The following is a 23419-nucleotide window of genomic DNA, read 5'->3' on the forward strand; positions in this document are numbered from 1 at the left end:
GCCGAGGACGTCGTCGCCATCGGCTGGCACCTCGACGACCACACCGCCTTCGAGCAGATCGAGGCCCGGGTGCGCCTCCACGGCGTCCCCGCCGTCCGGGGCACCGCCGAGGAGGCGAAGCTGCGCGGCGTCGAACGCCTGCTCCGCTTCCCCGGCCCCAAGGGCATCGCCCAGGAGATCACCACCACCCCGGTCACCTCTTCGGAACCGCTGAAGACGCAACCCCTGAAGACGCAACTCCTGAAGACGCAACCCTTGAAGACGCAACCCTTGAAGACGCAACCCCTCAAGATGCTCGCGTCCGGCTGGGTCACCGGCGACTCCGGGATGGGCCATGTCGCCCTCACCTCGACCAGGCCCACCCTGACGCGGGGCTACTTCAGCACCGTCTTCGACGCCCGCCTCACCGACTGCATCGACGAGACCATCGGCGGCGTCAAGCTGAAGATCCGCTTCCTGCGGGTCAACGAACGGCACCACTCCATCGCGATCGCCGCCGTCCGCGGGCTGCCCGTCGACCCGGTCCGCACCCGCGTCCAGCACCTCAACATCCAGGCGGCCTCCCTGGACGACCTGGCCCGCAGCTACGAACGCGTCCACGAACTCGGCTTCGACATGGCCCTGTCCGTCGGGCAGCACACCAACGACAAGGAACTCTCCTACTACGCCCGCACCCCCTCGGGCTTCGAGTGGGAGGTCGGCTGGAACCCGCTCGTCGTCGACGAGAGGACCTGGGAGCCCAGTACCCACCAGGGCATCAGCATCTGGGGCCACAGGCCCGTCGGGCAGACGATCACCGACAAGCTCGAACAGTTCCGCCTCGGGGCCCGGTCCCTGGCCCGCCCGGAGAGGACCGTCCCCGCGCTGAGCGGCGCCGGTGTCAGGACAGCGGGACGTGGGTGAAGCGGGACGCGATGTGGAGGTCGTCCTGGACCTGGGCCGTCGTGGCGTGCAGGGCGGGCAGCACCTCGCTCACGCACTCCGCCAGGGTGCGGCGGGCCGCGTGGGTGGCCACGTTCAGGGCGGCGACCGGGCGGCCCGCCCGGTCCCGTACCGGTACCGCGATCGAGCGCAGCCCCGACTCCAGCTCCTCGTCCGCCAGGGCGTATCCGCCGGGTTCGGCGAGGCCGAGCAGGGCCCGGCCGAGCGCGGTACGGCCCGCCGGCAGGCGGGTGCCCACCGTGATGTCCACCGTCAGGACCCGGCTCGCGGCCGCCACCGCGACGTACTGGATCTCCGCCGGATCGGTCCCCGGGACCAGAACCGCCAGCGCCGTCGGCTCGTCGAGCCGGTCCGCGAGGGCGCGCAGCCGGGGGGCCGCGAGGCGGGCGAGGGTGGTGCGGGACAGCGGCGGGTAGCCCAGGGACAGCACCCGGGGCGTGAGGGTGAAATGGCGTCCGTCCGCGGTCACCAGGCCCAGGTGCTCGTAGGTGATCAGGGCCCGCCGGGCCGTCGCCCGGGCCAGGCCCGTCGCCTTCGCCACGTCCGTCAGGGTCAGCGCCGAGCGGCCCTCGCCGAAGGCCGTCAGGACCGTCAGGCCCCGGGCCAGGGACTCCACGAAGTCGCGGCCGAGTTCGTGCTTCGAGGCCGTGGTCCACACGGCGAGGCCCGAGGGCGGCGGGCCCGGCTCCGCGGGCCGGGCCGCGGCCTCGCGCAGCTCCGTCTCCATCGCCGTCACCGCCGTCCGCAGCCGGGGGAGCAGGGTCGCGCGCAGGTCCGCCGCCGTGTGGCGGCTGGTGTGGCTGACGACGCTCGCCACGCACGCGACCCGTCCGCTGCCCGGGGCGCGCACCGGGACGGAGACCGCGACCAGACCCGGCTCGACCAACTGGTCGTCCAGGGCCCAGCCGCTGCGCCGGGTCTCCTCGGCCCGCGCCTCGAAGTCGTCGGCGGCGGCCGGACTCCGGGGCGGTACGGCAGGGAAGCCGGCGTCCGTCGGGTCCGCCGCGCGCCTCGCCCGCCAGGCCGCCCACTCCCGCTCCGTCCACTCGGCCGCGAACAGCGGGCCGGGGGCGGTGCGTTCGGCCGGCAGCAGGTCGCCGATGCGGAAGCTCACGGACATCGCGCGGCGCCGGGTCGCCTGGTGGATGAACCGGATGCCGTCCCGGTCGGCGACCGCGAGGGAGACCGACTCGTCCAGTTCGTCGGCGAGCGCGTCGGCGTGCGCGTCGAGGAGGGCGGGCAGGCGGAGCGCGGCCAGGTAGGCGTTGCCCAGCTCCATCACCCCGGGGGTGAGCACCGCGTCCCGGCCGTCCTGGCGGACGTAGCCCATGCGGGAGAGGGTCGCGGTGATCCGGTCCACCGTGGAACGGGCGAGGCCGGTACGCCGTTCCAGCGCGCTCGCGCTCAGCGTCCCGCCCGCCTCGGTCAGCGCCTCCAGCACCGCCACGCCCCGGATCAGCGGCGTCACCGCCTCGGCGGGCGGCTCCTGCGCCGCGGGGGAGGAGGGCAAGGGGGCGGTCATCGACTCTCCGGCTCCGGTACGACGGTTTCCGTGATCTCCCGTACGACGGTTTCCGTGATCTCCGGTACGGCACGACCTTCGCTACGGCGATCAGCGCACGCCTACCGTAAACCGTGGCCCACCTGGCCCGCGCCGGGTCCGGCAACCCCGGTCCGCCCGGCGGCGGTCCGCTACCCCCGCGTCACCCGCACCCGGTAGGTGCCGTCCCCGTCCACCCCCTCCACGAGCACCTCGATCCCGTGCCGGGGATCCTTGAAGCTCTCGCCCTGGCCGAACGGGGCGTCGGAGAGTTCCGCCTGGACGTTGGGGCTGCGGGTGCAGCCGCCGGTGCCGCCGTGGGCGTCGTACACCTTGATCGGTCCCCGGCCGGTGTCGACGTTCGCGTCGACCTTGTATATGAGGACGCCGGGGCGGCAGACCTCCTCGTCGTTGCCGCCCTTGGTGCGCACCTCCAGGGCGTAGCCGGTGCGGGCGTCGACGGGGACGAAGACGAGTTTGGGCCCGCCGGCCCGGGAGAGCGGGGTCAGCGTGTACGCGGTGCTGCCGCGGGCCGCCGCGCAGCTGACCTGGTCGGCGTCCAGCCAGCCCAGCTTCCACTTGTGCCAGGCGAGGAAGTCGTTGTCGGAGCCCCAGTCCTCGCTCATGATATCCCAGTGCCCGACCGCGCCGCCGCCCTCCTGGGTGTAGAGGTCGGGCAGGCCGAAGACATGGCCGTTCTCGTGGGGGAGGACCCGGTAGCCGGTGCTGGCGTAGGAGCCGGAGCCGTCGTCCTGGCGGGAGTAGACGAAGGAGGCGTTGGCGACCGGCGTGCCGTCGGCGACCGGGGCGTCGCCGTTGCCGGCGAAGGTCACCGACAGCACGGTGTCCAGGGCGGAGGGGCCGGCGTTCGGGGTGACCAGCACGTTCAGGAGGTCGTACGACCGGAAGTCCACGTCCGGGTCGGCGGCGGCCACGATGTCCTGGACCAGCTGCCGGTAACCGGGGTCGAAGGGCGCGCCGCGCTCTATGCCGTAGGCGCTGAACGGCTTGGGCATCCGCAGCCAGTGGTCGATCGGGGCGGCGGGCCGGTAGTCGAGCTTGCCGTAGGAGGAGATGCGGAACCAGTCCTGGGTCTGCGGGAAGAACTCGCGGTAGCGGTCGAGCGCGCTGCCCTGGCCGGGCGCGTCGGGGAAGTCGACCATCAGGGTGAGGGCGTGCACGGTGCCGGTGGAGCGGGAGTAGCCGCCCGGGGTGGGTATGCCCTCGGTCATCTGGATGTCGTGGCCGCCGCTGATCAGGCAGGGGCCGTAGACGGAGGAGCGGGCCAGCGCGATCGGTCCTGCGCCGGCCGGTGCGGGGGCCGCCGTGAGGTGCCCGGTGCCCGCCGAGGTGCCGACCGCGAGGATCAGCGCGGCGACGGCGGCGAGGCAGACCGCACGGCGGGGGCGTATGCGGCGGCCCGGCCGTATCCCGCGGACCGGCGCCGTCCGACGGGCCGACGGGGTACGGCGGCGCGGCGCGGTACGGCGGCTCCTGAGGCGCGTGAGGCTCGCGGGTGTACGGCGGCTGGGCTGCGGCTGCATGCATGGACCTTTCGCTCCACGGCAGCCGCCGGTCTCCGGCTGCACCCTTTCGATCACCCTGTGTCGAGGGGGCGTTGGGCGCGCGCTGGAGCGGCCGATCGTGGGACGCCCCGGCCCGGACGGGCATGACTCGGGGCGCCCACTATGGAGTGACTCAGGTCACATGAAATTCGGGGATGGTGCGGAAATAACCGGGGAGCCCCTCCCCGTTTAGACCTGTGTCCGCGCGAAACGGGGAACGCCTCCCCGGATCGCGGAAACCCGAGACCAGGAGTGCGCCGTGCAGACCGCGACCGCCGTCCCCGCCGTGCGCAAGGCACCCCGGCCCCGAGCCGACGCCCTGCGCAACCGGGAGCGGATCGTCAGCGCCGCTCGCGAGATGTTCACCGAGTACGGCCCCGACGTGCCGCTCGACGACATCGCCCGCCGGGCCGGCGTCGGCAACGCCACGGTGTACCGCAACTTCCCCGACCGCGACGCGCTCGTCCGTGAGGTCGTCTGCTCCGTGATGGACCGGACCTCGGAAGCGGCCGAGCTGGCGCTCGCGGAGACCGGGGACGCCTTCGAGGCGCTGGAGCGCTTCGTGCACATCTCCGCCGACGAGCGGGTCAGCGCGCTGTGCCCGATGGTCTCCAGCACCTTCGACAAGAACCACCCCGACCTGGAAGCGGCGCGTGAGCGGTGCGAGCAGCTCATCGAGCAGCTCATGGACCGGGCCAAGGCTGCCGGACAGCTCCGTCCGGACGTGGGCGTCGGCGATGTGATGATCGCCGTGGCCCAGCTCAGCCGGCCCCCGTTCGGCACCGACTGCCTGGTAGGCGACCGCTTCGTCCACCGTCACCTGCAGCTGTTCCTGGACGGGCTGCGGGCCCCGGCCCGCTCCGCCCTGCCGGGCACGGCCGTGACCATGGAGGACCTGCGCCAGGCCTGACCCAGCCGCCCATCGCCCATCGCCGATCGCCGATTAGTTCGGGGCCGTCCGCCGGTCCTTCACCTCAAGCATCCCTTTCCGTATCGCACGCATCACTTCTGTACCGCACGCATCGCTTTTTCCGTCACGAAGTCACGAAGTGGGTACCCCCATGTCAGAAGCAGTCTCCAAGGCTCCCGGCGCACCGGCACAGTCCGGTGATGCCAACCGCTGGAAAGCGCTCGTCTTCATCGCGCTCGCCCAGCTGATGGTCGTCCTCGACGCCACCATCGTGAACATCGCGCTGCCCTCCGCCCAGACCGACCTGGGCATCTCCGACGGCAACCGGCAGTGGGTCGTCACGGCCTACGCCCTCGCCTTCGGCGGTCTGCTCCTCTTCGGCGGCCGGATCGCCGACCTGTGGGGCCGCAAGCGGGCCTTCGTCATAGGCCTGACCGGCTTCGCCGCCGCCTCCGCGCTCGGTGGTGCGGCGACCAGCGGCGCGATGATGTTCGGCGCCCGCGCCCTCCAGGGCGTCTTCGGCGCCATGCTCGCCCCGGCCGCGCTCTCCCTGCTCGCCGTGATGTTCACGGACGCCAAGGAGCGCGCCAAGGCGTTCGGCATCTACGGCGCGATCGCCGGTGGCGGCGGCGCCGTCGGCTTCATCCTCGGCGGTGTGCTCACCGAGTACCTCGACTGGCGCTGGACGTTCTTCGTGAACATCCCGTTCGCCATCGTCGCCGCGCTCGGCGCGTACTTCGTCATCCGCGAGCCGGAGGGCGGCCGCAACCGCAACCCGCTCGACATCCCCGGCGTGCTCCTGTCCACCCTGGGCCTGGTATCGCTGGTGTACGGCTTCACCCGCGCCGAGTCCGACGGCTGGGGCGACGCCACCACCGTCGGCCTGTTCGTCGCCTCCGCGGTCCTGCTGATCGCGTTCGTCGTCACCGAGACCCGGGTCAAGGCCCCGCTGCTGCCGCTGCGCGTGGTCCTCGACCGCAACCGCGGCGGTATCTACCTCTCCCTCGGTATCGCGATCATCGCGATGTTCGGCACCTTCCTCTTCCTGACCTACTACCTCCAGGTCATCAAGGGCTTCTCGCCGATCAAGACCGGCTTCGCCTTCCTGCCGATGATCGCGGGCATGATGGTCGGCTCCACCCAGATCGGCACCCGCCTGATGACCCGGGTCCCGGCCCGCGCGCTGATGGGCCCCGGCTTCCTGGTCGCCGCGGCCGGCATGCTGGTCATGACCCAGATGGAGATCGGCTCGTCGTACGCCTCGACGATCCTGCCGGCGATGCTGCTGCTCGGTCTCGGCATGGGTACGGCGTTCATGCCGGCCATGTCCCTGGCCACGCTCGGCGTCGAGCCCCGGGACGCCGGTGTCGCCTCCGCGATGGTCAACACCTCGCAGCAGGTGGGCGGCGCGATCGGCACCGCCCTGCTGAACACGATCGCCGCGTCCGCGACGACGTCGTACATCAAGGACCACATTGCGACCGCGACCTCCAAGTCGCAGCAGCAGCTGGTCCAGATGGAGGGCGCGGTGCACGGCTACGCCAACGCGATCTGGGTCGCCGTCGGCATGCTGGTGCTGGCCGCGGTGGTCGTGGTGACCTTCGTCAACGCCGGCAAGCCGGACACCACGACGGTGGCCTCCGGCGAGGGCGCCGAGGACGAGGTGGCGGTCCCGGTGGTCGCCCACTGAGCCTCTGAGCGACCACCCGGGTACCCGCACGCGGACCTGTTCCCGCGCTCCTCAGCGGAGCCAGGGCAGGTCCGCACCCGCTTCGTTGGGCTGCAGGCCCTCGGCGACGATCTGCATGATCTCGCCGAGGGCCTGCTGCTGTTCCGGGCTCAGCCGCTCGAAGAACGCCTGCCGTACGGCGGCCACATGGCCCGGTGCAGTGCGCCGCAGCACCTCGGCGCCCTCGTCGGTCAGGACGGCGAACTGGCCCCGCTTGTCGGAGGGACAGTCCTCCCGCCGTACCCAGCCGTTCTTCTCCAGGCGGGCGACGGCGTGCGAGAGCCGGGACCGGGTGATCTTCGCGTTCATGGCCAGCTCGGTCATCCGCAGCTGCCGCCCGGGCGCCTCGGCGAGCCCGACGAGCAGTCCGTAGTAGATGTGCGGCATCCCCGCGTCCCGCTGGAGCTGACGGTCCAGATGGTCCTCCAGCAGGGTCGTGGCGTGCAGATACGCGCGCCAGACGTGCTGCTCGTCGTCGGTGAGCCAGCGGCTCTGAGCCGGGGCGGAAGCGGATGCCGTATTCATGTATCCCACTGTACGAGGCCTCTCCTTGAAGATTAAACAAGTGGGGCGTAGGGTGGCGGGCAGAAAGATTGAGAGTTAAAACAGTCAGCCCGTGTAGAGCTGGAACATGGGGGCCGGGAAGGTCCGGTACCCGGAGGGAGCCACCGCGATGTCCGCCGCCGCACAGGAGCGCATGCCCGCCCTCTATCTGAGCCACGGCGCGCCGCCGCTCGCCGACGACCCGGTCTGGCCCGGCGAACTCGCCGCCTGGAGTGCCGGCCTCCCCCGTCCCAAGGCGATCCTGATGGTCTCCGCCCACTGGGAGGAGGCCCCCCTCGCCCTCGGTGCCGTCCAGACCGTCCCCCTCGTCTACGACTTCTGGGGCTTCCCGGAGCACTACTACAAGGTGCAGTACGCGGCCCCCGGCGCGCCCGAGCTGGCCGAGTCGGTGCGCAAGCTGCTGCGCGCCCCCGGCATCCCCGTGCAGGACATCCCGGACCGCGGCCTCGACCACGGCGCCTACGTGCCCCTGGTGGAGATGTTCCCGGCCGCGGACATCCCTGTCCTGCAGATCTCCATGCCCACCCTCGACCCGGTCCACCTGATGGAGATCGGCCGCCGGCTCGCCCCGCTGCGCGACGAGGGCGTGCTGATCGTCGGCTCCGGTTTCTTCACCCACAACCTGGCCGCGCTGCGGTACGCCGGCCACGGGGTGCCCTCCTGGTCCTCCGAGTTCGACGACTGGGGGCACCGGGCGCTGGAGAACCGCGACTGGGACGCCCTCCTCGACTTCCTCGACAAGGCCCCGGCCGGCCGCTACGCCCACCCGCGCACCGAGCACTTCGCCCCGCTCTTCGTCACCATGGGGGCGGCCGAGGCGGGCGGCGAGCTGGACGGGCAGAAGTCGGTGATCGACGGGTTCTGGATGGGGATGGCGAAGCGGTCGGTGCAGTTCGGCTGACGGGGCGGCCCGCTTACAGCGGGCGCTCGTACCAGGCCACGTCCCAGTAGCGGCCGAACTTGCGGCCCACCTCGTGGTACGTGCCGACGTACCGGAAGCCGAAGCGCTCGTGCAGCCGGGTGGACGCCTCGTTCGGCTGCGCGATGCCCGCGTAGGCGCGGTGCAGGTCCTCGCCCGCGAGCGCCGCGAAGAGGGCCTTGTAGAGGAGCGTGCCGATCCCGTGCCCGCCGGCGTCCGGGGCGACGTACACCGTGGTCTCCACGGAGGTCGCGTAGGCCGGTTTCGCTCTGTAGGGGCTGGATGTGGCGTACCCGAGAATCTCCTGTGAGTCCGCTGACGTGGCAACCATCAGGCGGTATGGGCCGTCTTCCGGGTGGGAGAGCAGCCACGGACGACGCTCTTCCGGAGTGAAGACCACCGTGTCGAATGTGATGGACGTCTCACGAACGTAGTGATTGTAGATCTCCGTGAGGGCTTCGAGGTCCCCCTCGGCTCCCGGTCTGACCTGCACCTCTGTACGTTCCGACGGCACCACGCCTCCTCACATGGTCGCACAGGGTACTGCATGATCAGAAAATCCGGGGGGCAGCATGGGAATTCTGTCCGGATTCCAGTCGTTGTTTCCTTCGGATGCTGGGCACTGGACGAGAGTCCCAGGAGTTCCAGGAGTGGAGTTCCTGAGCACAGCCGGCCGCGTGCCGAGCATTCACCGAAGGACCGAGAAGAACCGGACAGGACCACCCCGCCCGCCCACCATCGCAAGGGAGCACGCATGGCAACCCGTGCCGTCGCCCGTCGTCAGTCCGCCGCCACCGGCGAGACGGCCGACTCGGCAACCAGTGTTCGCGCCCGTGGCGTTCGCGGCCACGGCGCCGAGATCGCCGACCGCGATCTGGTCGGCATGTACCTCGACGAGATCGCGCGCACACCGCTCCTCGACGCCGCCAAGGAAGTCGAGCTGTCCCAGACCATAGAGGCGGGTGTGTTCGCGCGGCAGGTCCTCGACGGCGAGGAGGAGTCCGCGTCGGACGCCACCCGTGAGGAGCTGGAGGCGCTCGTCGCCGCCGGCGAGCGGGCGAAGGACGTCTTCATCCGCTCCAACCTCCGTCTGGTCGTGGCCGTCGCCCGGCGCTACCCGCGCAGCGGTCTGCCCCTCCTCGACCTGATCCAGGAGGGCAACGCCGGTCTGGTGCGCGCCGTCGAGAAGTTCGACTACCGCAAGGGCTTCAAGTTCTCGACATACGCCACCTGGTGGATCCGCCAGGCGATCACCCGCTCCATCGCCGACCAGTCCCGGACCATCCGGCTCCCCGTCCACCTGGTGGAGGAGCTCGGCCGGATCCGCCGCGTCCAGCGCGAGTTCAACCGGGAGAACGGCCGCGAACCGGAGCCCGCCGAGATCGCCGCCGAGCTCGGCTCCACGCCCGAGCGTGTCATCGACGTCCTGGACTGGGCCCGTGACCCGGTCTCGCTGAACATGGCGGTGGACGACCAGGGCGAGACCCAGTTCGGCGACCTCCTGGAGGACACCTCGGCGGTCAGCCCCGAGCAGTCCGTCCTGACCCTCCTGCGCAGCGAGGAACTCGACGACCTGATCGGCCGTCTGGACCAGCGCACGGCCTCCATCATCAAGATGCGGTACGGCATCGAGGACGGCCGCGAGCGCACGCTGACCGAGGTCGGCAAGGAGCACGGCCTGACCCGTGAGCGCATCCGCCAGATCGAGAAGCACGCGCTCCTTGAGCTGAAGAAGCTGGCCCGCTCCACCGGGTTCGAGCCGGCGGCGTAAGGGGGTTGCGGGTGGTGAGGGGGCTGGGGTCCGCACGAGTGGGGCTCGCGTGACCAGCGCGCGCGAGGTCCCACTCACGCCGGGCGCGTGCGCCGGGTGGCGAAAGACGGCGCAAACATGGCGCGGTACCGCCGCTTCAAGGCTCCGCGTGTAGGGAACAACCATCCAGGGCCGGGGAGTTGAGGCTACGGCCACGCCGCCGCTCCCCATCCCCTCACTCACACGACACCCCTGACGCCCCGTCGACTAGCCACGTCCCGACGCACCATCCCCCCGGCGCCGGGACTCTCCCAGAGCCGGACTCCGGTGCCCATCCCCCCCGGGCGCCGGAGTCCGGCTCCACACTCCGCACGGGGAACAGCGGGCCGCGTTTGCTCCCGTCCGAGGCGCCCGGACATGCTGAGACGGTGGCCCACCCCGTACCTGAACCACGGGGTGGACCACCGGATGGCAGATTCTGCCACAGAGGCATAGCCTGCCGAGGTGAGCACCCCCAGCACCACGGGCGACACCCCCGCGCAGGACCCCGCCCCCCTCTCCCTCACGGAACGGCGCAAGGCGGAGACCCGCATGGAGATAGCCCGGGCGGCCGCGGGCCTCTTCGTACGGCATGGCCTGCGGGCCACACGCGCCGAGGACATCGCACAGGCCGCGGGCATCGCCCCCCGCACGTTCTACCGTTACTTCGCCACGAAGGAAGAGGCGGTCGCCCCGCTCTACGCGGCGGGCGCCCGGCGCTGGGCGGAGGCGGTACGGGCGGCCCCCGCGGCCCTCTCCGTCCCCGAGGCCCTGGAACACGCCGTCCGCCACACCCTGACCCCCGGCGAGGGAGTCTCCGCCGCCTCCTGGGAATGGGTCCGCACCCTGATCCACCTGGCCGACACGAGCCCGGCCCTGGGCAGGGTGTGGGCGGAGGTCTGCCAGTCCTCGGACCGCCTCCTGACGTCGATCCTGGCGGAACGCACCTCCACCGCCATCGACAACGTTGCCCCACCGGCCCACCTCCGCTTCACCGCAGCGGTGGCCGGCGCCGCGGTGCGAGTGGCGGTCGAATCCTGGGCAGCAGGCACGGCCACCCCCACAGGTACGGAAGGCCCGGCAGCCCTGGCCCTGCAAAACCTGGCGGCGCTACGGGGGTTCACGTGGGAGCCCCCGAGCCCGTAGACAATCGGCTGCGGGCCGGTGGGGGCTGATCGCGCAGTTCCCCGCGCCCCTTACGGGGCGCTGCCCAGCCGCCAAGCGAAACCCCGCCCCCGGCCCCCACCCTCACGCACCCCCGGCCCGACTCAGCCGGCCCCCCAACTCCCGTACACACGCCACCAGTTCCGCAGGCTCCCGCACCACGAACTCGTGCCCTGCCATCACCAACCGCACCGCCAGCCACTCCACCGGATCCCCGGTCTCCCCTCGAACGACACACCACCCGCCCCCGCCCCCTTCCTCTTCCACCGGCGTCCCCAGCCACCCCGGCAGCCGGGCCGCCACCTCCGCCGCCGTTCCGGCGAACGCGACGGCGAACCCGTATGTCTCCTGCTGCCGCTGGATGGACCGCCGCAGGTACTCCGCCGCACTCCCCGTCGGCATCTCCCGCGGCGCGAACCGTGCCCCGGTGGCGAACGGCTCGCTCACCCGGTCGACCCGGAACGTCCGCCAGTCCTCGCGATCGAGGTCGTACGCCACGAGGTACCACCGCCGCCCCGTCGACACCAGCCGGTACGGTTCCGCCTGCCGCCGCGTCTCACTCCCGTCCGCCGCCCGGTACACGAACCGCAACCGTTCCCGCCCCGCGACCGCCGACGCCATCACGGTCAGCGTCTCGGGCGCGATACTCGCCCCGTCCCCCATGGTCAGCGGCGTGGTCGCGGCCTGCAACGTGGCCACCCGGTGCCGCAGCCGGGCCGGCAGCACCTGCTCCAGCTTCGCCAGCGCCCGCACCGACGCCTCGTCCACCCCCGCCACGGCATGCCCCGCCCCGGCCCGCAGCCCGACCGCGATGGCGACGGCCTCCTCGTCGTCGAGCAGCAGCGGCGGCATCGCCTTCCCGGCGACCAGCCGGTACCCCCCGTCGGCCCCCTTGCTGGCCTCCACGGGATACCCCAGCTCCCGCAGCCGGTCGATGTCCCGCCGCACGGTACGCCGGGACACCCCGAGCCGATCGGCGAGCTCCCCACCGGGCCACTCACGGGGCGTCTGGAGAAGGGACAGCAACTGAAGCAGCCGAGCCGGAGTGTCTGTCGTCATGCGTCCGAGCATGCCGGATAACTAGGACGGGATCTGTCCTAATGCCTACTTAGCTTGGCGATATGACCTCCAGCGACATGAGCGCCCCGCAGGGGCGCGGGGAACTGCGCGACCAGCCACAACGCTCCGGCACGGACAACACCACTCCGACCCCGACGGCGATCGAATCGTCGGCCTTCCCCGGTGCACCGCACCGCTGGCTGGCCCTGGCCATCGTCATGACCGCGGCTTTCATGGACCTCGTCGACGTGACGATCGTCAACATCGCCATCCCCTCCATCCAGCGGGACGCCGGCGCCTCCTTCGGCCAGATCCAGTGGATAACCGCCGGCTACGCCCTGGCCTTCGCCGCCGGCCTGATCACCGGCGGCCGCCTCGGCGATATTCACGGCCGTAAACGACTGTTCCTGATCGGTGTCGCGGGCTTCACCCTCGCCTCGGCCCTGTGCGGCTTCGCCGCCAACCCGGAGATGCTGGTCGCCTCCCGCATCCTGCAGGGCGGCATGGCCGCGATGATGGTCCCGCAGGTCCTGTCGATCGTGCACGCCACCTTCCCGGCACACGAACGCGGCAAGGTCTTCGGCATGTTCGGCGCGATCGTCGGCCTGGGCGCGGTCTCCGGCCCGCTGCTCGGCGCCCTCCTCGCCGAGTGGAACATCCTCGGCCTCGAATGGCGCCCGATCTTCCTGATCAACCTCCCGGTCGGCATCGCCGCCCTCCTCCTCGGTCGCCGTTACATCAGCGAATCCAAGGCCCCGCGCGCGCTGCGGCTGGACCTCGTCGGCGTCGCCCTGGTCACCCTCGGCCTGCTGATGCTGCTCTACCCGCTGACCCGCGGCCGCGAGCTGGGCTGGCCGCTGTGGGGGTACGCGTCGATGGCCGGCGCGCTCGCCGTCCTCGCCGTCCTCGTCGCATACGAACGCCGCAAGGCCGCCCGCGACGGCTCCCCCCTCATCGAACCCTCCCTCTTCACGGTGAAGAGCTTCGCCGCCGGTATCGCCGTGCAGACCGTCTTCGGCGTGGCACTCGGCATCTTCTTCCTGGTCTGGACGCTGTACATGCAGGTCGGCCTCGGCTGGACCCCGCTGCACGCCGGCCTGACCGGGGTGCCGTTCTCGATCTCCGTCTCCGTCGCGGCCGGCGTGTCCGTGCAGAAACTGGTCCCGCGCTTCGGCCGCAAGGTGCTCCAGGCCGGCGCCCTGCTGATGGGCCTCGGTGTCCTGCTCTACATCTGGGAGTCGGACCGCTACGGCCTCGCCATCGCCTCCTGGCAGATGGCCCTGCCGCTGGTCGTGATGGGCGTCGGCATGGGCCTGATCGTCGCCCCGCTGACGGACGCGGTGCTGTCGGAGGTCCCGCGCGAGCACGCCGGTTCCGCCTCCGGCCTGATCAACACCGTGCAGCAGATGGGCAACGCGCTGGGCCTCGGCCTGGTCTCGGTGGTCTTCTACGGCGTCGTCGACGACAGTCCGGCCGCTTCCGGGCTCGGCCCGGCCTTCGTGAACGGCTTCCAGCACGCCCTGCTCTGGGTGGCCGCGGTCATGGCCGTGATCTTCCTTCTGATGTCCGCCCTGCCCAAGCGCCCGGCGCAGCACCTGGAGGCGGGCGGTGCGCAGGCGCTGCTCCCCGCGCCGGAGGAGGAGCCCGAACTCGTCCACTGACCACCACCGGCCATCACCGGTCAAGGGGCCCGGCGCCGGAAGGCGCCGGGCCCTTCCGCGTGGGTCCGCGCGGGCGCCTCGGAGGTGCCCTGAACAGGCCGAAAGCCCGATCATGTCCGTTTGCGGCCCGAACCTGTTTACTTTCCGGAAATCCCGGCGTAGCCTCCTCGCGAAACCACAAGTTCGGGCATCAGTCGGACGCAGTCGGACATGAGTCGGACGCCAGTCGGACGTATCTTGGAGCGGAGGCACAGGGGCATGTACGCACCGGAGCGGCAGCAGGAGATCCTCCGGCTCGCCCGTGACGGCGGCCGCGTGGACGTCGTGTCGCTGGCCGAGGAGTTCCAGGTCACGCAGGAGACGATCCGCCGCGACCTGAAGGCGCTCGACCGCGCCGGCCTCGTCCGCCGGGTGCACGGCGGTGCCATCCCGGCCGGACGCCTCGACTTCGAGCCGGACCTCGCCGAGCGCGAGTCCACCTCCGCCGACGAGAAGGACCGCATCGCCGAGGCCGCCGTCTCGGAACTGCCGACCGAGGGCACCCTGATCCTCGACGCCGGTTCCACGGTCGCCCGCCTCGCCGCGGCCATCCCGCTGGACGCGTCCCTCACCGTCGTCACGCACAGCCTCCCCATCGCGGCCCGCCTCGCCGACCACCCGGGCATCCAGCTCCACCTGGTCGGCGGGCGCGTACGGCACAACACGCGTGCCGCCGTGGACGCCTGGGCGCTGCGTGCGTACAGCGAGATCCGCGCCGACGTCCTCTTCGTCGCCGCCAACGGCTTCTCCGCCGACCAGGGCCTGACCACCCCCGACCTCGCCGAGGCCGCGGTCAAGCGGGCGGCCGTCGCCGCGGCCCGCCGGGTGGTCCTGCTCGCCGACTCCGGCAAGCACGGCCAGGAGCACTTCGCCCGCTTCGGCGACATGGGCGACGTGGACCTGCTGATCACCGACAGCGGGCTGAGCCCCGAGGACGCCGCCGCCATCGAGCGCGGCGGCACGGAAGTAGTACGAGCATGAGCGCCACGAGCACCACGATCGGTACGGGCATGATCCTCACCGTCACCCCCAACCCCTCCCTCGACCGGACCTACGAGGTCCCCGCCCTGGAGCGCGGCGAGGTCATCCGCGCCTCCGGCGAGCGCATGGACCCCGGCGGCAAGGGCGTGAACGTCTCCCGCGCGGTCGCCGCCGCCGGCCGCCGCACCGTCGCCGTCCTGCCCCTGGGCGGAGCACCGGGCGCACTCGTCGCCGACCTGCTCGACGCCCAGGGCATCGAGGTCGCGCCGGTCCCGGTAGCCGGAGCCACCCGCTCCAACATCGCGCTCGCGGAGTCCGACGGAGTGCTCACCAAGATCAACGCGCCCGGTCCGGAACTCTCGGCCGAGGAGCAGGAACTGCTTCTGGAGACCGTGCGCGAGCAGTCGCGCGACGCCGACTGGATCGCCTGCTGCGGCAGCCTGCCGCGCGGACTCGCACCCTCCTGGTACGCCGAGGTCGTCGCCCGGGCGCACGCCGGCGGCGCGCGCATCGCGCTGGACACCTCGGGGCGCGCGCTGCTCGAAGCGCTGCGCGAGCAGCCCGACGTGGTGAAGCCGAACGCCGAGGAGCTCGCGGAAGCCGTCGGGCGCCCCCTGGCGACCGTGGGCGACGCGCTCAAGGCGGCCGAAGAGCTGCGCGGCATGGGCGCACGTGCCGTCCTCGCCAGCCTGGGCGCCGACGGCCAGCTGCTCGTGGAGGACGCGGGCGCCTGGTTCGCGAGCGCCCGCGTGGACACCGTCCGCAGCAACGTCGGTGCCGGCGACTCCTCCCTCGCCGGTTTCCTCATCGCCGGCGGCAGCGGCCCGAAGGCCCTCGCCTCCGCGGTCGCCCACGGCGCCGCCGCCGTCCAGCTGCCCGGCAGCGTGATGCCCACCCCGGCCGACCTGGACCCGGCGGCGGTCACCGTCACCGACCGCGTCCCCGTCGACCGCGAACTGACGGAGCCGGTGTCATGAACGCTCGTACGACCGCTCACCAGGCCGCGCTTCTCCCCGGCGCCGGCCGCCGACAACCGGCCCAGGAGCGGCGAGGCGTCTCGTTACTCGCCGCACCGACGGCCCGTCGGGGCACTCTGAGCCGCCCCGCCGTGCCCGGGAGGCGGGGCTTCCCCGGTCCCGCCTCCCACCCCGCACCCCACGGCACCCCCGTCCCCACCCCCGCCCACCCCACACTCCGGGCGATACGCGTGCATAGGAGCCCGCGATGAGCGACATGATCACCGCGGACCTGGTCGATCTCGACCTGTCCGCCGATACCAAAGAAGCGGCGGCGCGCGCCCTCGCCGAGCGCATGGTGGCCCTGGGCCGGGTGACCGACCTGGAGGGCTTCCTCGCCGACGTGGCCGCCCGCGAAGCCCAGATGCCGACCGGCCTCGACGGCGGCATCGGCATCCCGCACTGCCGCAGCGCCCACGTCACCGAGCCGACGCTCGCCTTCGGGCGCAGCGCCGCCGGCATCGACTTCGGCGCCGCCGACGGCCCGGCCGACCTGATCTTCCTGATCGCGGCCCCGGCCGGCGCCGACGACGCCCACCTCACGATCCTCTCCTCGCTGGCCCGCCAGCTGATGAACAGCGAGTTCACGGACGCGCTGCGGTCGGCGGGCGACGCGGCGACCGCGGCGGCCCTGATCCGCGGCGACGAGACGCCCGCGAAGGGTGCGCAGGCTGCTGCGGCCACCCCTGCGGGTGCCGCCCAGAACACCGCTGCGGCGCCGGCGGCGGCCTCCGCCGGCACCGCGGCGGCCAACACGAGCACGGACTCGGGTCCGGACGCGGGCGAGCGTCCCTTCCGTATCGTCGCCGTCACCTCCTGCCCCACCGGCATCGCCCACACCTACATGGCGGCGGAGTCCCTGGAGAACGCGGGCCGCGAGGCGGGCGTCGAGCTCGTCGTCGAGACGCAGGGCTCGGCCGGTTTCACCCGGCTCGACCCCGACGTCATCGCGGCGGCGGACGGCGTGATCTTCGCGCACGACGTCCCCGTGCGCGACAAGGACCGCTTCGCCGGCAAGCCGACCGTCGACGTCGGCGTGAAGGCGGGCATCAACCGCCCCGCCGAGCTGATCGGCGACGTCCGCGCCAAGGCGGCCCGCGGCGAGGTCACGTCCGGCTCCGCGCCGTCCACACCGGTCGAACGGGCCGGGGAGGCGGGCGAGGGCTACGGCACCAAGCTGCGCAAGTGGCTGATGTCCGGCGTGAGCTACATGGTCCCGTTCGTCGCGGCCGGCGGTCTGCTGATCGCCCTCGGCTTCGCGATCGGCGGCTACCAGGTCAACAAGGCGCCGTCGGTCATGGACCACTTCGTGTGGACCCAGGGCGACAGCTGGGCCGCGCTGCTCTTCCAGATCGGTGTCGTCTCCTTCGGCTTCCTGGTCCCGGTCCTGGCCGGCTACATCGCCTACGGCATGGCGGACCGGCCGGGTCTGGTCCCCGGTTTCGTCGGCGGCATGATCGCCTCCACCATCGGCGCCGGCTTCCTCGGCGGCCTGGTCGCCGGTCTGATCGCCGGTGGCGTGGTGATGTCGATCCAGAAGGTGAAGATCCCCGCGGCGGTTCGCGGGATCATGCCGGTGGTGGTGATCCCGCTGATCTCCTCGGCGATCGTCGGGTTCCTGATGTTCGTCGTCATCGGCAAGCCCATCGCCTCCGCCCAGAAGGGCCTGACCGACTGGCTGAACGGCCTCTCCGGCTCCAACGCCATCCTGCTCGGCGCCCTGCTCGGCCTGATGATGTGCTTCGACCTCGGCGGCCCCGTCAACAAGGTCGCGTACACCTTCGCCACCGCCGGTATCGCGGTCTCCAACCCCAGTGACTCCGCGATGAAGATCATGGCGGCGGTCATGGCGGCCGGCATGGTCCCGCCGCTGGCGATGGCCCTGGCCACCACCGTGCGCGGCAAGCTCTTCACCGAGACCGAGCGCGAGAACGGCAAGGCCGCCTGGGTGCTGGGAGCCTCCTTCATCTCCGAGGGCGCGATCCCGTTCGCGGCCGCCGACCCGCTGCGCGTCATCCCGTCCTCGATGGTCGGCGGCGCCGTCACCGGTGCCCTGTCGATGGCCTTCGGCGCCACCCTGCGCGCCCCGCACGGCGGCATCTTCGTGGTCCCGCTGATCGGCAGCCCGTTCCTCTACCTGATCGCCATCGCCGTCGGTGTCTGTGTCAGCACGGCCCTGGTCGTCATCCTGAAGGGTCTGCGCAAGCCGGCCCAGCAGACCCCCGCGGGCGGTTCCGCCGCCGGAGCGGCCGCCACCTCCAAGGAGGCCAAGCAGCCGGTCGCGGCCTGAGCGCCCGCGCCCCTCTTGTCCCTTTGATTCGCTGTGAGTTGTTCACGGCACCTGCGAGATACGTCACGGTCCGGGACCAAAGTCCCGGACCGTGGTGTGTACTGGGGCGTATGCCCGCGCACGTCTCGACCCTCCAGCTGATCGGCATGACCGCGCTCACCCTGGCGACCGTCGCCTGGGCGGTCGTCGTGACGCGCCTGCTGCGCCGCAACCGCCGCGAGGCCCTCGCCTGGCACGCCGCGCGCGCCCTCCCCGCCTTCCCGCACCAGCCCAAGGCCGCCCCGCCCCGCGAGAGCGTCGAACTGACCCCCGCCGAGCAGGACGCCTTCGCCGGTCTGGTCCGCAGGCTCGGCGGCCGCTCAGGCCGCTCGGGTCGCCCAGGCCGCTGAGCCCCCGCGACACCGCGGGCCCTGCTAGCCCTGCCGCGTCGCCCGCCGCTCCATCGCGTCCCTGGCCGCGTTCTCCGACGGGTACACCTCGCACATGTGCCGGCCGTCCGGCGTCGCCGTGTGCTCGACCTCCCACAGGGACAGCTCCCGGCCGTCCCGCAGCAGGAACGCGTGCTCGTAGAGCGAGAAACCCGGACCCGACCCGCCCACCCGCCCCGGCCGCCCGAACGCCTGGGTGATCTGGTGCGCGAACGCCGCCGTCAGCACCCGGGCCGTCTCCGCGTCCGGCCGGTCGGGGTTCTCCGCACGGCGCAGCAGCCGGCGCGCGTGGTCCGCCGAGTCGTCCGGCACGTACACGTGCCGGGGCTCCGGGACCGGCGCCAGCGTCACCAGCACCGGCAGCTCGAAGTCCGGAGTCTCCGGCGGTAACGGCAGTCGCGCGGTCGCGGCCCGCAGCTCCTCCTCGTCGACGTACACCTCGTGCTGCGGGTCGCCGCCCGGCACGGTGTTGTGCACGAGCTCCCACAGTGTGACCGCCGAGCCGTCGGCCAGCAGCCAGGTGTGCCGGTACGTCTCCCGGTGCAGCCCCGCGCTGTGGTGCGCGGAGTGCAGCGAACTGTCGTGCGCCAGCGCGCAGTCCAGCTGCCTTATGGCCTCGTCGGGCAGCTCGAAGGAGTTCAGGGCACGGCCGAGGAGCCGCGCGAGGTGCTCCTCCGGAGACTCGGGCGACTCGGCTGGTTCGTACGCTGCCGTCTCGTACGGAACGCTCAAGGTTTCTCCCGGCGTTGCTGCATGTCACCTTGTGGGTGCATACCGTAGCCCCTCGGTCGGACATCATGTCCGGGAACCGAGAAAACGTACGCCGGGAAAACTCGCGGGCCGCGCGAAAAGTTCCCGCGCGGCCCGACGATCCGTCAAAACGTGCCGGTCAGACGGAGCTTCCGGCGGTCCAGTCGCTCCACGACAGGTTCCATCCGTTGAGCCCGTTGTCCGGCTGCACGGTCTTGTCGGGGGAGTTCTTCACGATCACGACGTCCCCGACGAGCGAGTTGTCGTAGAACCACTTGGCCGTCGTGTCGCCCTGCGCGCCCTGCACGTCCGCGAGCCCCACGCAGCCGTGGCTGGTGCCCTCGCTCCCGAACGGCGGGTTGCCCTTGTTGTACCAGTAGTTGCCGTGGATGAACGTCCCCGACGTCGTCAGCCGCATCGCGTGCGGCACGTCCGGGATGTCGTACTCCCCGCCCAGGCCGACCGTCTGGCTGTTCATCCGGGTCTGGACGAACTTCTCGGAGATCACCATCTGCCCGTTGTACGTCGTGTGCTCCGGGCTGCCCGTGGACACCGGCACCGTCTTGAGGACCTTGCCGTCCCGCACCACGGTCATGGTCTGCGTGTTGGCGTCCACCGTGGAGACCTGCGAACGTCCCACGGTGAAGGTCACCGTCTTCTTCTGCACCCCGTAGACGCCGTTCGCGCCCTCGACCCCGTCCAGGTCGATCTTCATCGTGACCTCGGAGCCGGCCTTCCAGTAGTCCTGCGGCCGGAAGTCCAGCCGCTGCGCCCCGAACCAGTGCCCCACCACCTGCTGGCCGCTGCTGGACGTGACCGTGATGTGCGACTGCACGGCCTTCTTGTCGGTGATGACCTTGTCGAAGTTGAACGACACCGGCATCCCCACACCGACCGTCGTCCCGTTGTCCGGCGTGTACGTGCCGATGTAGCTGTTCGCCGAGTTGACGGTGGTGAAGATGGAGTTGGCCGCCGCCGTGAGCCCCTTGGAGTCCTTCGCGGTCGCCGATATCTCGTACTTCGTGCCGCGCTCCAGCTGCTCCTTCGGCTTCCAGACACTGCCGTCCGCCGAGAGGGTGCCGTCCACGGCCTGCCCCGACCCCGACACGGTCATCTTGACGTCGGTCAGCTTCCCGCCGCTGACCTGGACGCCGGTGGTGTTGATGGACGCGCCGGTCGAACCGTCCTTCGCCGAGATCGCGATCTTCGCCGTGGACGTCCTGGCGGCGCTGTCCTGCTGCCCGCCCTTGCTGTCGTCGCTCTTGGCGCTGGCGTTGCCGCCGCAGGCGGTGAGGGTGAGGGCGCCGACCAACAGGGCGGCACAGGCCCCCAGTGCGCGCCGCGCTGCAATGTCCGGCGATGTCACGGGCTGCTCCAGGTTCTTGTGATGTGCGTGATCCGTTCCAGTGCGTGGAGAAAGAGGCCGGAGGCCCCCGCCGGGGTTCCCTCCGGCGCCCGCGAACGCCATCACGTGACAGAACCAGGACAATCGACAGGAACGCGCAAGGTTCCGACCGGCCGCGGAGAGCCCCCCCGCCGTCGTCAGCGCGCCCCGTACAGCTCCTCGTACGACGGCCACACCCCGCCCGGTCCGTCGACCGGCCCGGCGGCCCGCACGGCCCGCACGATCGCGCGGGTCACCAGGTCCGCGCCGGCCGCGAGGATCTCGTTGAGCGCGAGCGGGTGTTCGCCCAGCGGGCGCGCACCCGTCGCCAGCGCGAACACCGTGTCCCCGTCGTTGAGCAGGTGCACCGGCCGGACGGCGCGCGCGATTCCGTCGTGCGCCGTCCCGGCGAGCTTCTGCGCCTGCGCCTTGGACAGTCCGGCATCGGTGGCGACCACCGCGAGCGTGGTGTTGAGCGGCGGCATCCCGTTCCTGGCGGCGGTCTCGGCGAGCCGCCGGCGCGCGGCCTCGTGCACCCGCTTCTCGGGGTACTGCACACGCCCCTGGAACAACTCCCCGTACAGCGCCCCCGTTTCGGGATCCAGCACCGCCCCGGCCGCGTTGGCCACCACCAGCGCGGCCACCGTGATCCCCGAGTCCAGCACCGTGCTCGCGCTGCCCACCCCGCCCTTCACCGCCCCGGCCACGGCGCCCGTACCGGCGCCCACGCACCCCTCCGGCACCGGGGCGCCCGGCTCGCTCGCCGCGGCCGCCTCGACCGCCGCACGCCCGGTCGCCGCGTCCGGCCGGGCCCGGAAGTCCCCGCCGCGCCCCAGATCGAAGACGCAGGCGGCGGGCACCACCGGCACCACATGCGCCGGATCCGGTCCCACCCGCACCCCGCGCCTTTGCTCCTCCAGCCAGGCCATCACCCCGGACGCCGCGTCGAGCCCGTAGGCGCTGCCGCCCGTGAGCACGATCGCCTCCGCCCGCTGCACCAGGTTGCGCGGGTCGAGCGCGTCCGTCTCCTTGGTGCCCGGACCCCCGCCGCGCACGTCCACGGCGGCCACCGCGCCGCCCTCGGGGGCGAGGACGACCGTGGTGCCGGTGAGCCAGCCCTCGCCGGTACGGGTGGCATGCCCCACCCGCAGTCCGGCCACGTCCGTCAATGCGTCAACTGTCATGAGGGCCAGTCTGGCCCAGCCCGGCGCGGGTCCGTAGCGGTCAGGAGGCGGTCAGGAAGCTGTCGCGGACGCCGCCGCCAGCGTCGTTCGAGAGGCGGGACGTGGTCACTCACTTGGGTGATGTTGATCGATGGTGTGCGCGGGTGGGGAACGTGGTGGCTAGGTTCGTGGCATGTCACGTTTCCGGATGCACCCGACGCCCGCGCAGGCGGAGCAGATGCTTCTGCACTGTGTGCACGCCCGGTACGTCTGGAATCTGGCTGTCGAGCAGCATGCGCACTGGAAGCCGGGCCGCAGGTCCGCGCCCGCTTTCGCGGAGCAGTGTCGCCAGCTCACCGAAGCCCGCGCCGAGAACGAGTGGCTGGCCGCAGGGAACGCTGATGTGCAGCAGCAGGCGTTGAAGGACTTCGCCAAGGCCAAGGCTGCCAGATTCACGTTCGGGTTCGGTGAGCCGACCTGGCGTAAGAAGTACGTGCATGAGGGTTTCCGTGTCATCGGTACCGACCGTGTGCCCGAGTGGAACAAGGACGGCACACCGAAGCTGAACGCCAAGGGCAAGCAGGTCATGGGCCGCTTGGTCGTGGTGCAGAAGCTGAACCGCCGGTGGGCTCAGGTCAGGGTCCCGGGCTGTGGGTGGGTGCGCTTCCGGCTCAGCGTCAAGGGCAAGGGCGCGAAGTTGCCTTCCGCGAAGACGTTCCGGGTCACCTGGCGCAACGGTCAGTGGCACGTGGCGTTCGCGGTCGTTCCCGAGCCGGCTCCCGCGCCCGGCACGGGCGAGGTCATCGGTATCGACCGGGGCGTGACCATCACGGCGGCGCTGTCGGACGGGCGCAAGCTGAACTGCCCGCAGCTCACGGTCAAGGAGCGGGCACAGATCCGCAAGCATGAGCGCCGCGCGACTCGGGCCCCCAAGGGCAGCGCTCTCAAGACCGCCGCGTATGCAAAGGTCGCCAGGCTCAAGGTCCGTGAGGTGAACCGGCGCAAGGACTGGTGCGAGAAGACCAGCACCATGCTCGCCCGCAGCTACGGCGTGATCCGGTTCGAGAAGCTGAACATCAAGAACATGACCCGCACCGCGAAGGGAACCGCGGCACAGCCCGGCAAGAATGTCCGGCAGAAGGCCGGGCTGAACCGGGGCATCCTCGCTCAGGGCTGGGGTCTGCTGAGGCGGCGCACGGAGCAGAAGGCTCCGGGCCGGGTCGAGGACGTGCCCGCACCCTTTACGTCGCTGCGGTGCAGTGCCTGCGGGTGGATCGAGAAGAAGTCGCGCAAGAGCCAAGCCGACTTCGTCTGCGTGTCCTGCGGGTTCACCTGCAACGCCGATGAGAACGCCAGCATCAACGTCGCGGCAGGACAGGGCGGGATCCCCCGTCCCCGGCGAACAGCCGGTGCCGGAGGGGTGACAGCGGCCGCCGGCCGTTCGAGCGCCCGTGAACCTCAACCCGCCTGGGTTGGAATCCCCCTTTTTTAAGGGGGAGGATGTCAAGAAGCACAGGTCGAAGAAA

At 71.6% G+C, this 23419-nt stretch carries 19 protein-coding genes and 2 pseudogenes; 12 read left to right on the forward strand and 9 right to left on the reverse strand.

All coding sequences use genetic code 11. From position 1 onward, the window contains the following. Window positions 1-245: 245 nt before the first annotated feature. Window positions 246-362, reverse strand: a pseudogene (locus SSP29_RS61565) (hypothetical protein); the annotation flags it as partial. Between SSP29_RS61565 and SSP29_RS61235 the strand changes: the two are divergent. Next, window positions 340-903: pseudogene (locus SSP29_RS61235) on the forward strand (VOC family protein); the annotation flags it as partial. The pseudogenes SSP29_RS61565 and SSP29_RS61235 overlap by 23 nt on opposite strands. Here the strand turns inward: SSP29_RS61235 and SSP29_RS20650 are convergent. Further along, a complete protein-coding gene (locus SSP29_RS20650) occupies window positions 881-2464 on the reverse strand; it encodes an IclR family transcriptional regulator domain-containing protein (protein WP_089102155.1) in 1584 nt (527 codons plus the stop codon). The pseudogene SSP29_RS61235 and the gene SSP29_RS20650 overlap by 23 nt on opposite strands. Window positions 2465-2634: 170 nt before the next feature. Next, window positions 2635-4026, reverse strand: a complete 1392-nt coding sequence (locus SSP29_RS20655; RefSeq protein ID WP_089102156.1) for a M6 family metalloprotease domain-containing protein — start codon at window positions 4024-4026, stop codon at window positions 2635-2637. 280 nt (window positions 4027-4306) lie between these two features. On the opposite strand from SSP29_RS20655, the gene SSP29_RS20660 reads away from it, so the two are divergent. Together SSP29_RS20660 and SSP29_RS20665 are read left to right on the forward strand one after the other, a co-directional pair. Then, window positions 4307-4957 (forward strand): TetR/AcrR family transcriptional regulator, encoded by a 651-nt coding sequence (locus SSP29_RS20660; RefSeq protein WP_089102157.1) that lies wholly within the window; start codon window positions 4307-4309, stop codon window positions 4955-4957. A gap of 151 nt (window positions 4958-5108) precedes the next feature. After that, the gene (locus tag SSP29_RS20665) at window positions 5109-6647 is read left to right on the forward strand and encodes an MFS transporter (RefSeq protein ID WP_089102158.1); all 1539 of its coding nucleotides are present in this window, start codon (window positions 5109-5111) and stop codon (window positions 6645-6647) included. 51 nt (window positions 6648-6698) lie between these two features. Here SSP29_RS20665 and SSP29_RS20670 read toward each other — a convergent pair whose 3' ends face one another. After that, window positions 6699-7211 carry a MarR family winged helix-turn-helix transcriptional regulator gene (locus tag SSP29_RS20670; RefSeq protein ID WP_089102159.1) on the reverse strand — a complete coding sequence of 171 codons (513 nt, stop codon included), beginning with the start codon at window positions 7209-7211 and terminating at the stop codon, window positions 6699-6701. Window positions 7212-7359: 148 nt separating this feature from the next. On the opposite strand from SSP29_RS20670, the gene SSP29_RS20675 reads away from it, so the two are divergent. Continuing rightward, window positions 7360-8151, forward strand: a complete 792-nt coding sequence (locus SSP29_RS20675) for a dioxygenase family protein (RefSeq protein ID WP_089102433.1) — start codon at window positions 7360-7362, stop codon at window positions 8149-8151. A 13-nt stretch (window positions 8152-8164) separates the two neighbouring features. Here the strand turns inward: SSP29_RS20675 and SSP29_RS20680 are convergent, their stop codons facing one another. Continuing rightward, window positions 8165-8683 carry a GNAT family N-acetyltransferase gene (locus SSP29_RS20680; RefSeq protein ID WP_089102160.1) on the reverse strand — a complete coding sequence of 173 codons (519 nt, stop codon included), beginning with the start codon at window positions 8681-8683 and terminating at the stop codon, window positions 8165-8167. Window positions 8684-8923: 240 nt separating this feature from the next. Between SSP29_RS20680 and SSP29_RS20685 the strand changes: the two genes are divergently transcribed. Together SSP29_RS20685 and SSP29_RS20690 are read left to right on the forward strand one after the other, a co-directional pair. After that, on the forward strand, window positions 8924-9940 hold the full coding sequence (locus SSP29_RS20685; RefSeq protein WP_089102161.1) for a sigma-70 family RNA polymerase sigma factor: 1017 nt from the start codon (window positions 8924-8926) through the stop codon (window positions 9938-9940). A 570-nt stretch (window positions 9941-10510) separates the two neighbouring features. Next, window positions 10511-11104 carry a TetR/AcrR family transcriptional regulator gene (locus SSP29_RS20690; protein WP_089102434.1) on the forward strand — a complete coding sequence of 198 codons (594 nt, stop codon included), beginning with the start codon at window positions 10511-10513 and terminating at the stop codon, window positions 11102-11104. Between the two features lie 102 nt (window positions 11105-11206). Here SSP29_RS20690 and SSP29_RS20695 read toward each other — a convergent pair whose 3' ends face one another. Next, on the reverse strand, window positions 11207-12181 hold the full coding sequence (locus tag SSP29_RS20695; RefSeq protein WP_174855982.1) for a helix-turn-helix transcriptional regulator: 975 nt from the start codon (window positions 12179-12181) through the stop codon (window positions 11207-11209). A gap of 77 nt (window positions 12182-12258) precedes the next feature. Here SSP29_RS20695 and SSP29_RS20700 point away from each other — a divergent pair, with 77 nt between their 5' ends. The 5 genes from SSP29_RS20700 (at window position 12259) to SSP29_RS20720 (ending at window position 18557) form a co-directional block, all read left to right on the forward strand. Beyond that, entirely contained in the window at window positions 12259-13842 is a 1584-nt protein-coding gene (locus tag SSP29_RS20700; protein ID WP_438363803.1) for an MFS transporter, read from the forward strand. 258 nt (window positions 13843-14100) lie between these two features. Next, entirely contained in the window at window positions 14101-14862 is a 762-nt protein-coding gene (locus SSP29_RS20705) for a DeoR/GlpR family DNA-binding transcription regulator (protein ID WP_089102164.1), read from the forward strand. Window positions 14863-14891: 29 nt separating this feature from the next. Beyond that, complete coding sequence (gene pfkB, locus SSP29_RS20710) at window positions 14892-15839, forward strand: 1-phosphofructokinase (RefSeq protein ID WP_089102435.1); 948 nt, start codon at window positions 14892-14894, stop codon at window positions 15837-15839. Between the two features lie 247 nt (window positions 15840-16086). Then, the gene (locus SSP29_RS20715) at window positions 16087-18168 is read left to right on the forward strand and encodes a PTS fructose transporter subunit IIABC (RefSeq protein ID WP_089102165.1); all 2082 of its coding nucleotides are present in this window, start codon (window positions 16087-16089) and stop codon (window positions 18166-18168) included. A gap of 110 nt (window positions 18169-18278) precedes the next feature. Beyond that, complete coding sequence (locus SSP29_RS20720; RefSeq protein ID WP_089102166.1) at window positions 18279-18557, forward strand: hypothetical protein; 279 nt, start codon at window positions 18279-18281, stop codon at window positions 18555-18557. 24 nt (window positions 18558-18581) lie between these two features. Here SSP29_RS20720 and SSP29_RS20725 read toward each other — a convergent pair whose 3' ends face one another. From SSP29_RS20725 to SSP29_RS20735, 3 genes are all read right to left on the reverse strand, one after another. Continuing rightward, complete coding sequence (locus SSP29_RS20725; protein WP_089102167.1) at window positions 18582-19328, reverse strand: DUF6227 family protein; 747 nt, start codon at window positions 19326-19328, stop codon at window positions 18582-18584. 157 nt (window positions 19329-19485) lie between these two features. Further along, window positions 19486-20712, reverse strand: coding sequence for a L,D-transpeptidase (locus SSP29_RS20730; protein WP_089102168.1), 1227 nt, complete (start codon window positions 20710-20712; stop codon window positions 19486-19488). A gap of 176 nt (window positions 20713-20888) precedes the next feature. Beyond that, entirely contained in the window at window positions 20889-21914 is a 1026-nt protein-coding gene (locus SSP29_RS20735) for a P1 family peptidase (protein WP_089102169.1), read from the reverse strand. A 187-nt stretch (window positions 21915-22101) separates the two neighbouring features. Between SSP29_RS20735 and SSP29_RS20740 the strand changes: the two genes are divergently transcribed. Further along, window positions 22102-23385, forward strand: a complete 1284-nt coding sequence (locus tag SSP29_RS20740) for an RNA-guided endonuclease InsQ/TnpB family protein (RefSeq protein ID WP_245883155.1) — start codon at window positions 22102-22104, stop codon at window positions 23383-23385. Window positions 23386-23419: the final 34 nt, after the last annotated feature.

Origin of the sequence: Streptomyces hyaluromycini, from assembly GCF_002217755.1 — a bacterium.
GTDB classification, from domain to species: Bacteria; Actinomycetota; Actinomycetes; order Streptomycetales; family Streptomycetaceae; genus Streptomyces; species Streptomyces hyaluromycini.

What these genes read in the sequence shown, in the direction of transcription:
- SSP29_RS20700 (WP_438363803.1), top strand. Translation starts at nt 12,259, where the DNA reads ATGAGCGCCCCGCAGGGGCGCGGGGAACTGCGCGACCAGCCACAACGC.
- SSP29_RS20695 (WP_174855982.1), bottom strand. Translation starts at nt 12,181, where the DNA reads ATGACGACAGACACTCCGGCTCGGCTGCTTCAGTTGCTGTCCCTTCTC.
- SSP29_RS20715 (WP_089102165.1), top strand. Translation starts at nt 16,087, where the DNA reads ATGAGCGACATGATCACCGCGGACCTGGTCGATCTCGACCTGTCCGCC.
- SSP29_RS20675 (WP_089102433.1), top strand. Translation starts at nt 7,360, where the DNA reads ATGTCCGCCGCCGCACAGGAGCGCATGCCCGCCCTCTATCTGAGCCAC.
- pfkB (WP_089102435.1), top strand. Translation starts at nt 14,892, where the DNA reads ATGATCCTCACCGTCACCCCCAACCCCTCCCTCGACCGGACCTACGAG.
- SSP29_RS20740 (WP_245883155.1), top strand. Translation starts at nt 22,102, where the DNA reads ATGCACCCGACGCCCGCGCAGGCGGAGCAGATGCTTCTGCACTGTGTG.
- SSP29_RS20650 (WP_089102155.1), bottom strand. Translation starts at nt 2,464, where the DNA reads ATGACCGCCCCCTTGCCCTCCTCCCCCGCGGCGCAGGAGCCGCCCGCC.
- SSP29_RS20665 (WP_089102158.1), top strand. Translation starts at nt 5,109, where the DNA reads ATGTCAGAAGCAGTCTCCAAGGCTCCCGGCGCACCGGCACAGTCCGGT.
- SSP29_RS20670 (WP_089102159.1), bottom strand. Translation starts at nt 7,211, where the DNA reads ATGAATACGGCATCCGCTTCCGCCCCGGCTCAGAGCCGCTGGCTCACC.
- SSP29_RS20720 (WP_089102166.1), top strand. Translation starts at nt 18,279, where the DNA reads ATGCCCGCGCACGTCTCGACCCTCCAGCTGATCGGCATGACCGCGCTC.
- SSP29_RS20735 (WP_089102169.1), bottom strand. Translation starts at nt 21,914, where the DNA reads ATGACAGTTGACGCATTGACGGACGTGGCCGGACTGCGGGTGGGGCAT.
- SSP29_RS20690 (WP_089102434.1), top strand. Translation starts at nt 10,511, where the DNA reads ATGGAGATAGCCCGGGCGGCCGCGGGCCTCTTCGTACGGCATGGCCTG.
- SSP29_RS20655 (WP_089102156.1), bottom strand. Translation starts at nt 4,026, where the DNA reads ATGCAGCCGCAGCCCAGCCGCCGTACACCCGCGAGCCTCACGCGCCTC.
- SSP29_RS20705 (WP_089102164.1), top strand. Translation starts at nt 14,101, where the DNA reads ATGTACGCACCGGAGCGGCAGCAGGAGATCCTCCGGCTCGCCCGTGAC.
- SSP29_RS20685 (WP_089102161.1), top strand. Translation starts at nt 8,924, where the DNA reads ATGGCAACCCGTGCCGTCGCCCGTCGTCAGTCCGCCGCCACCGGCGAG.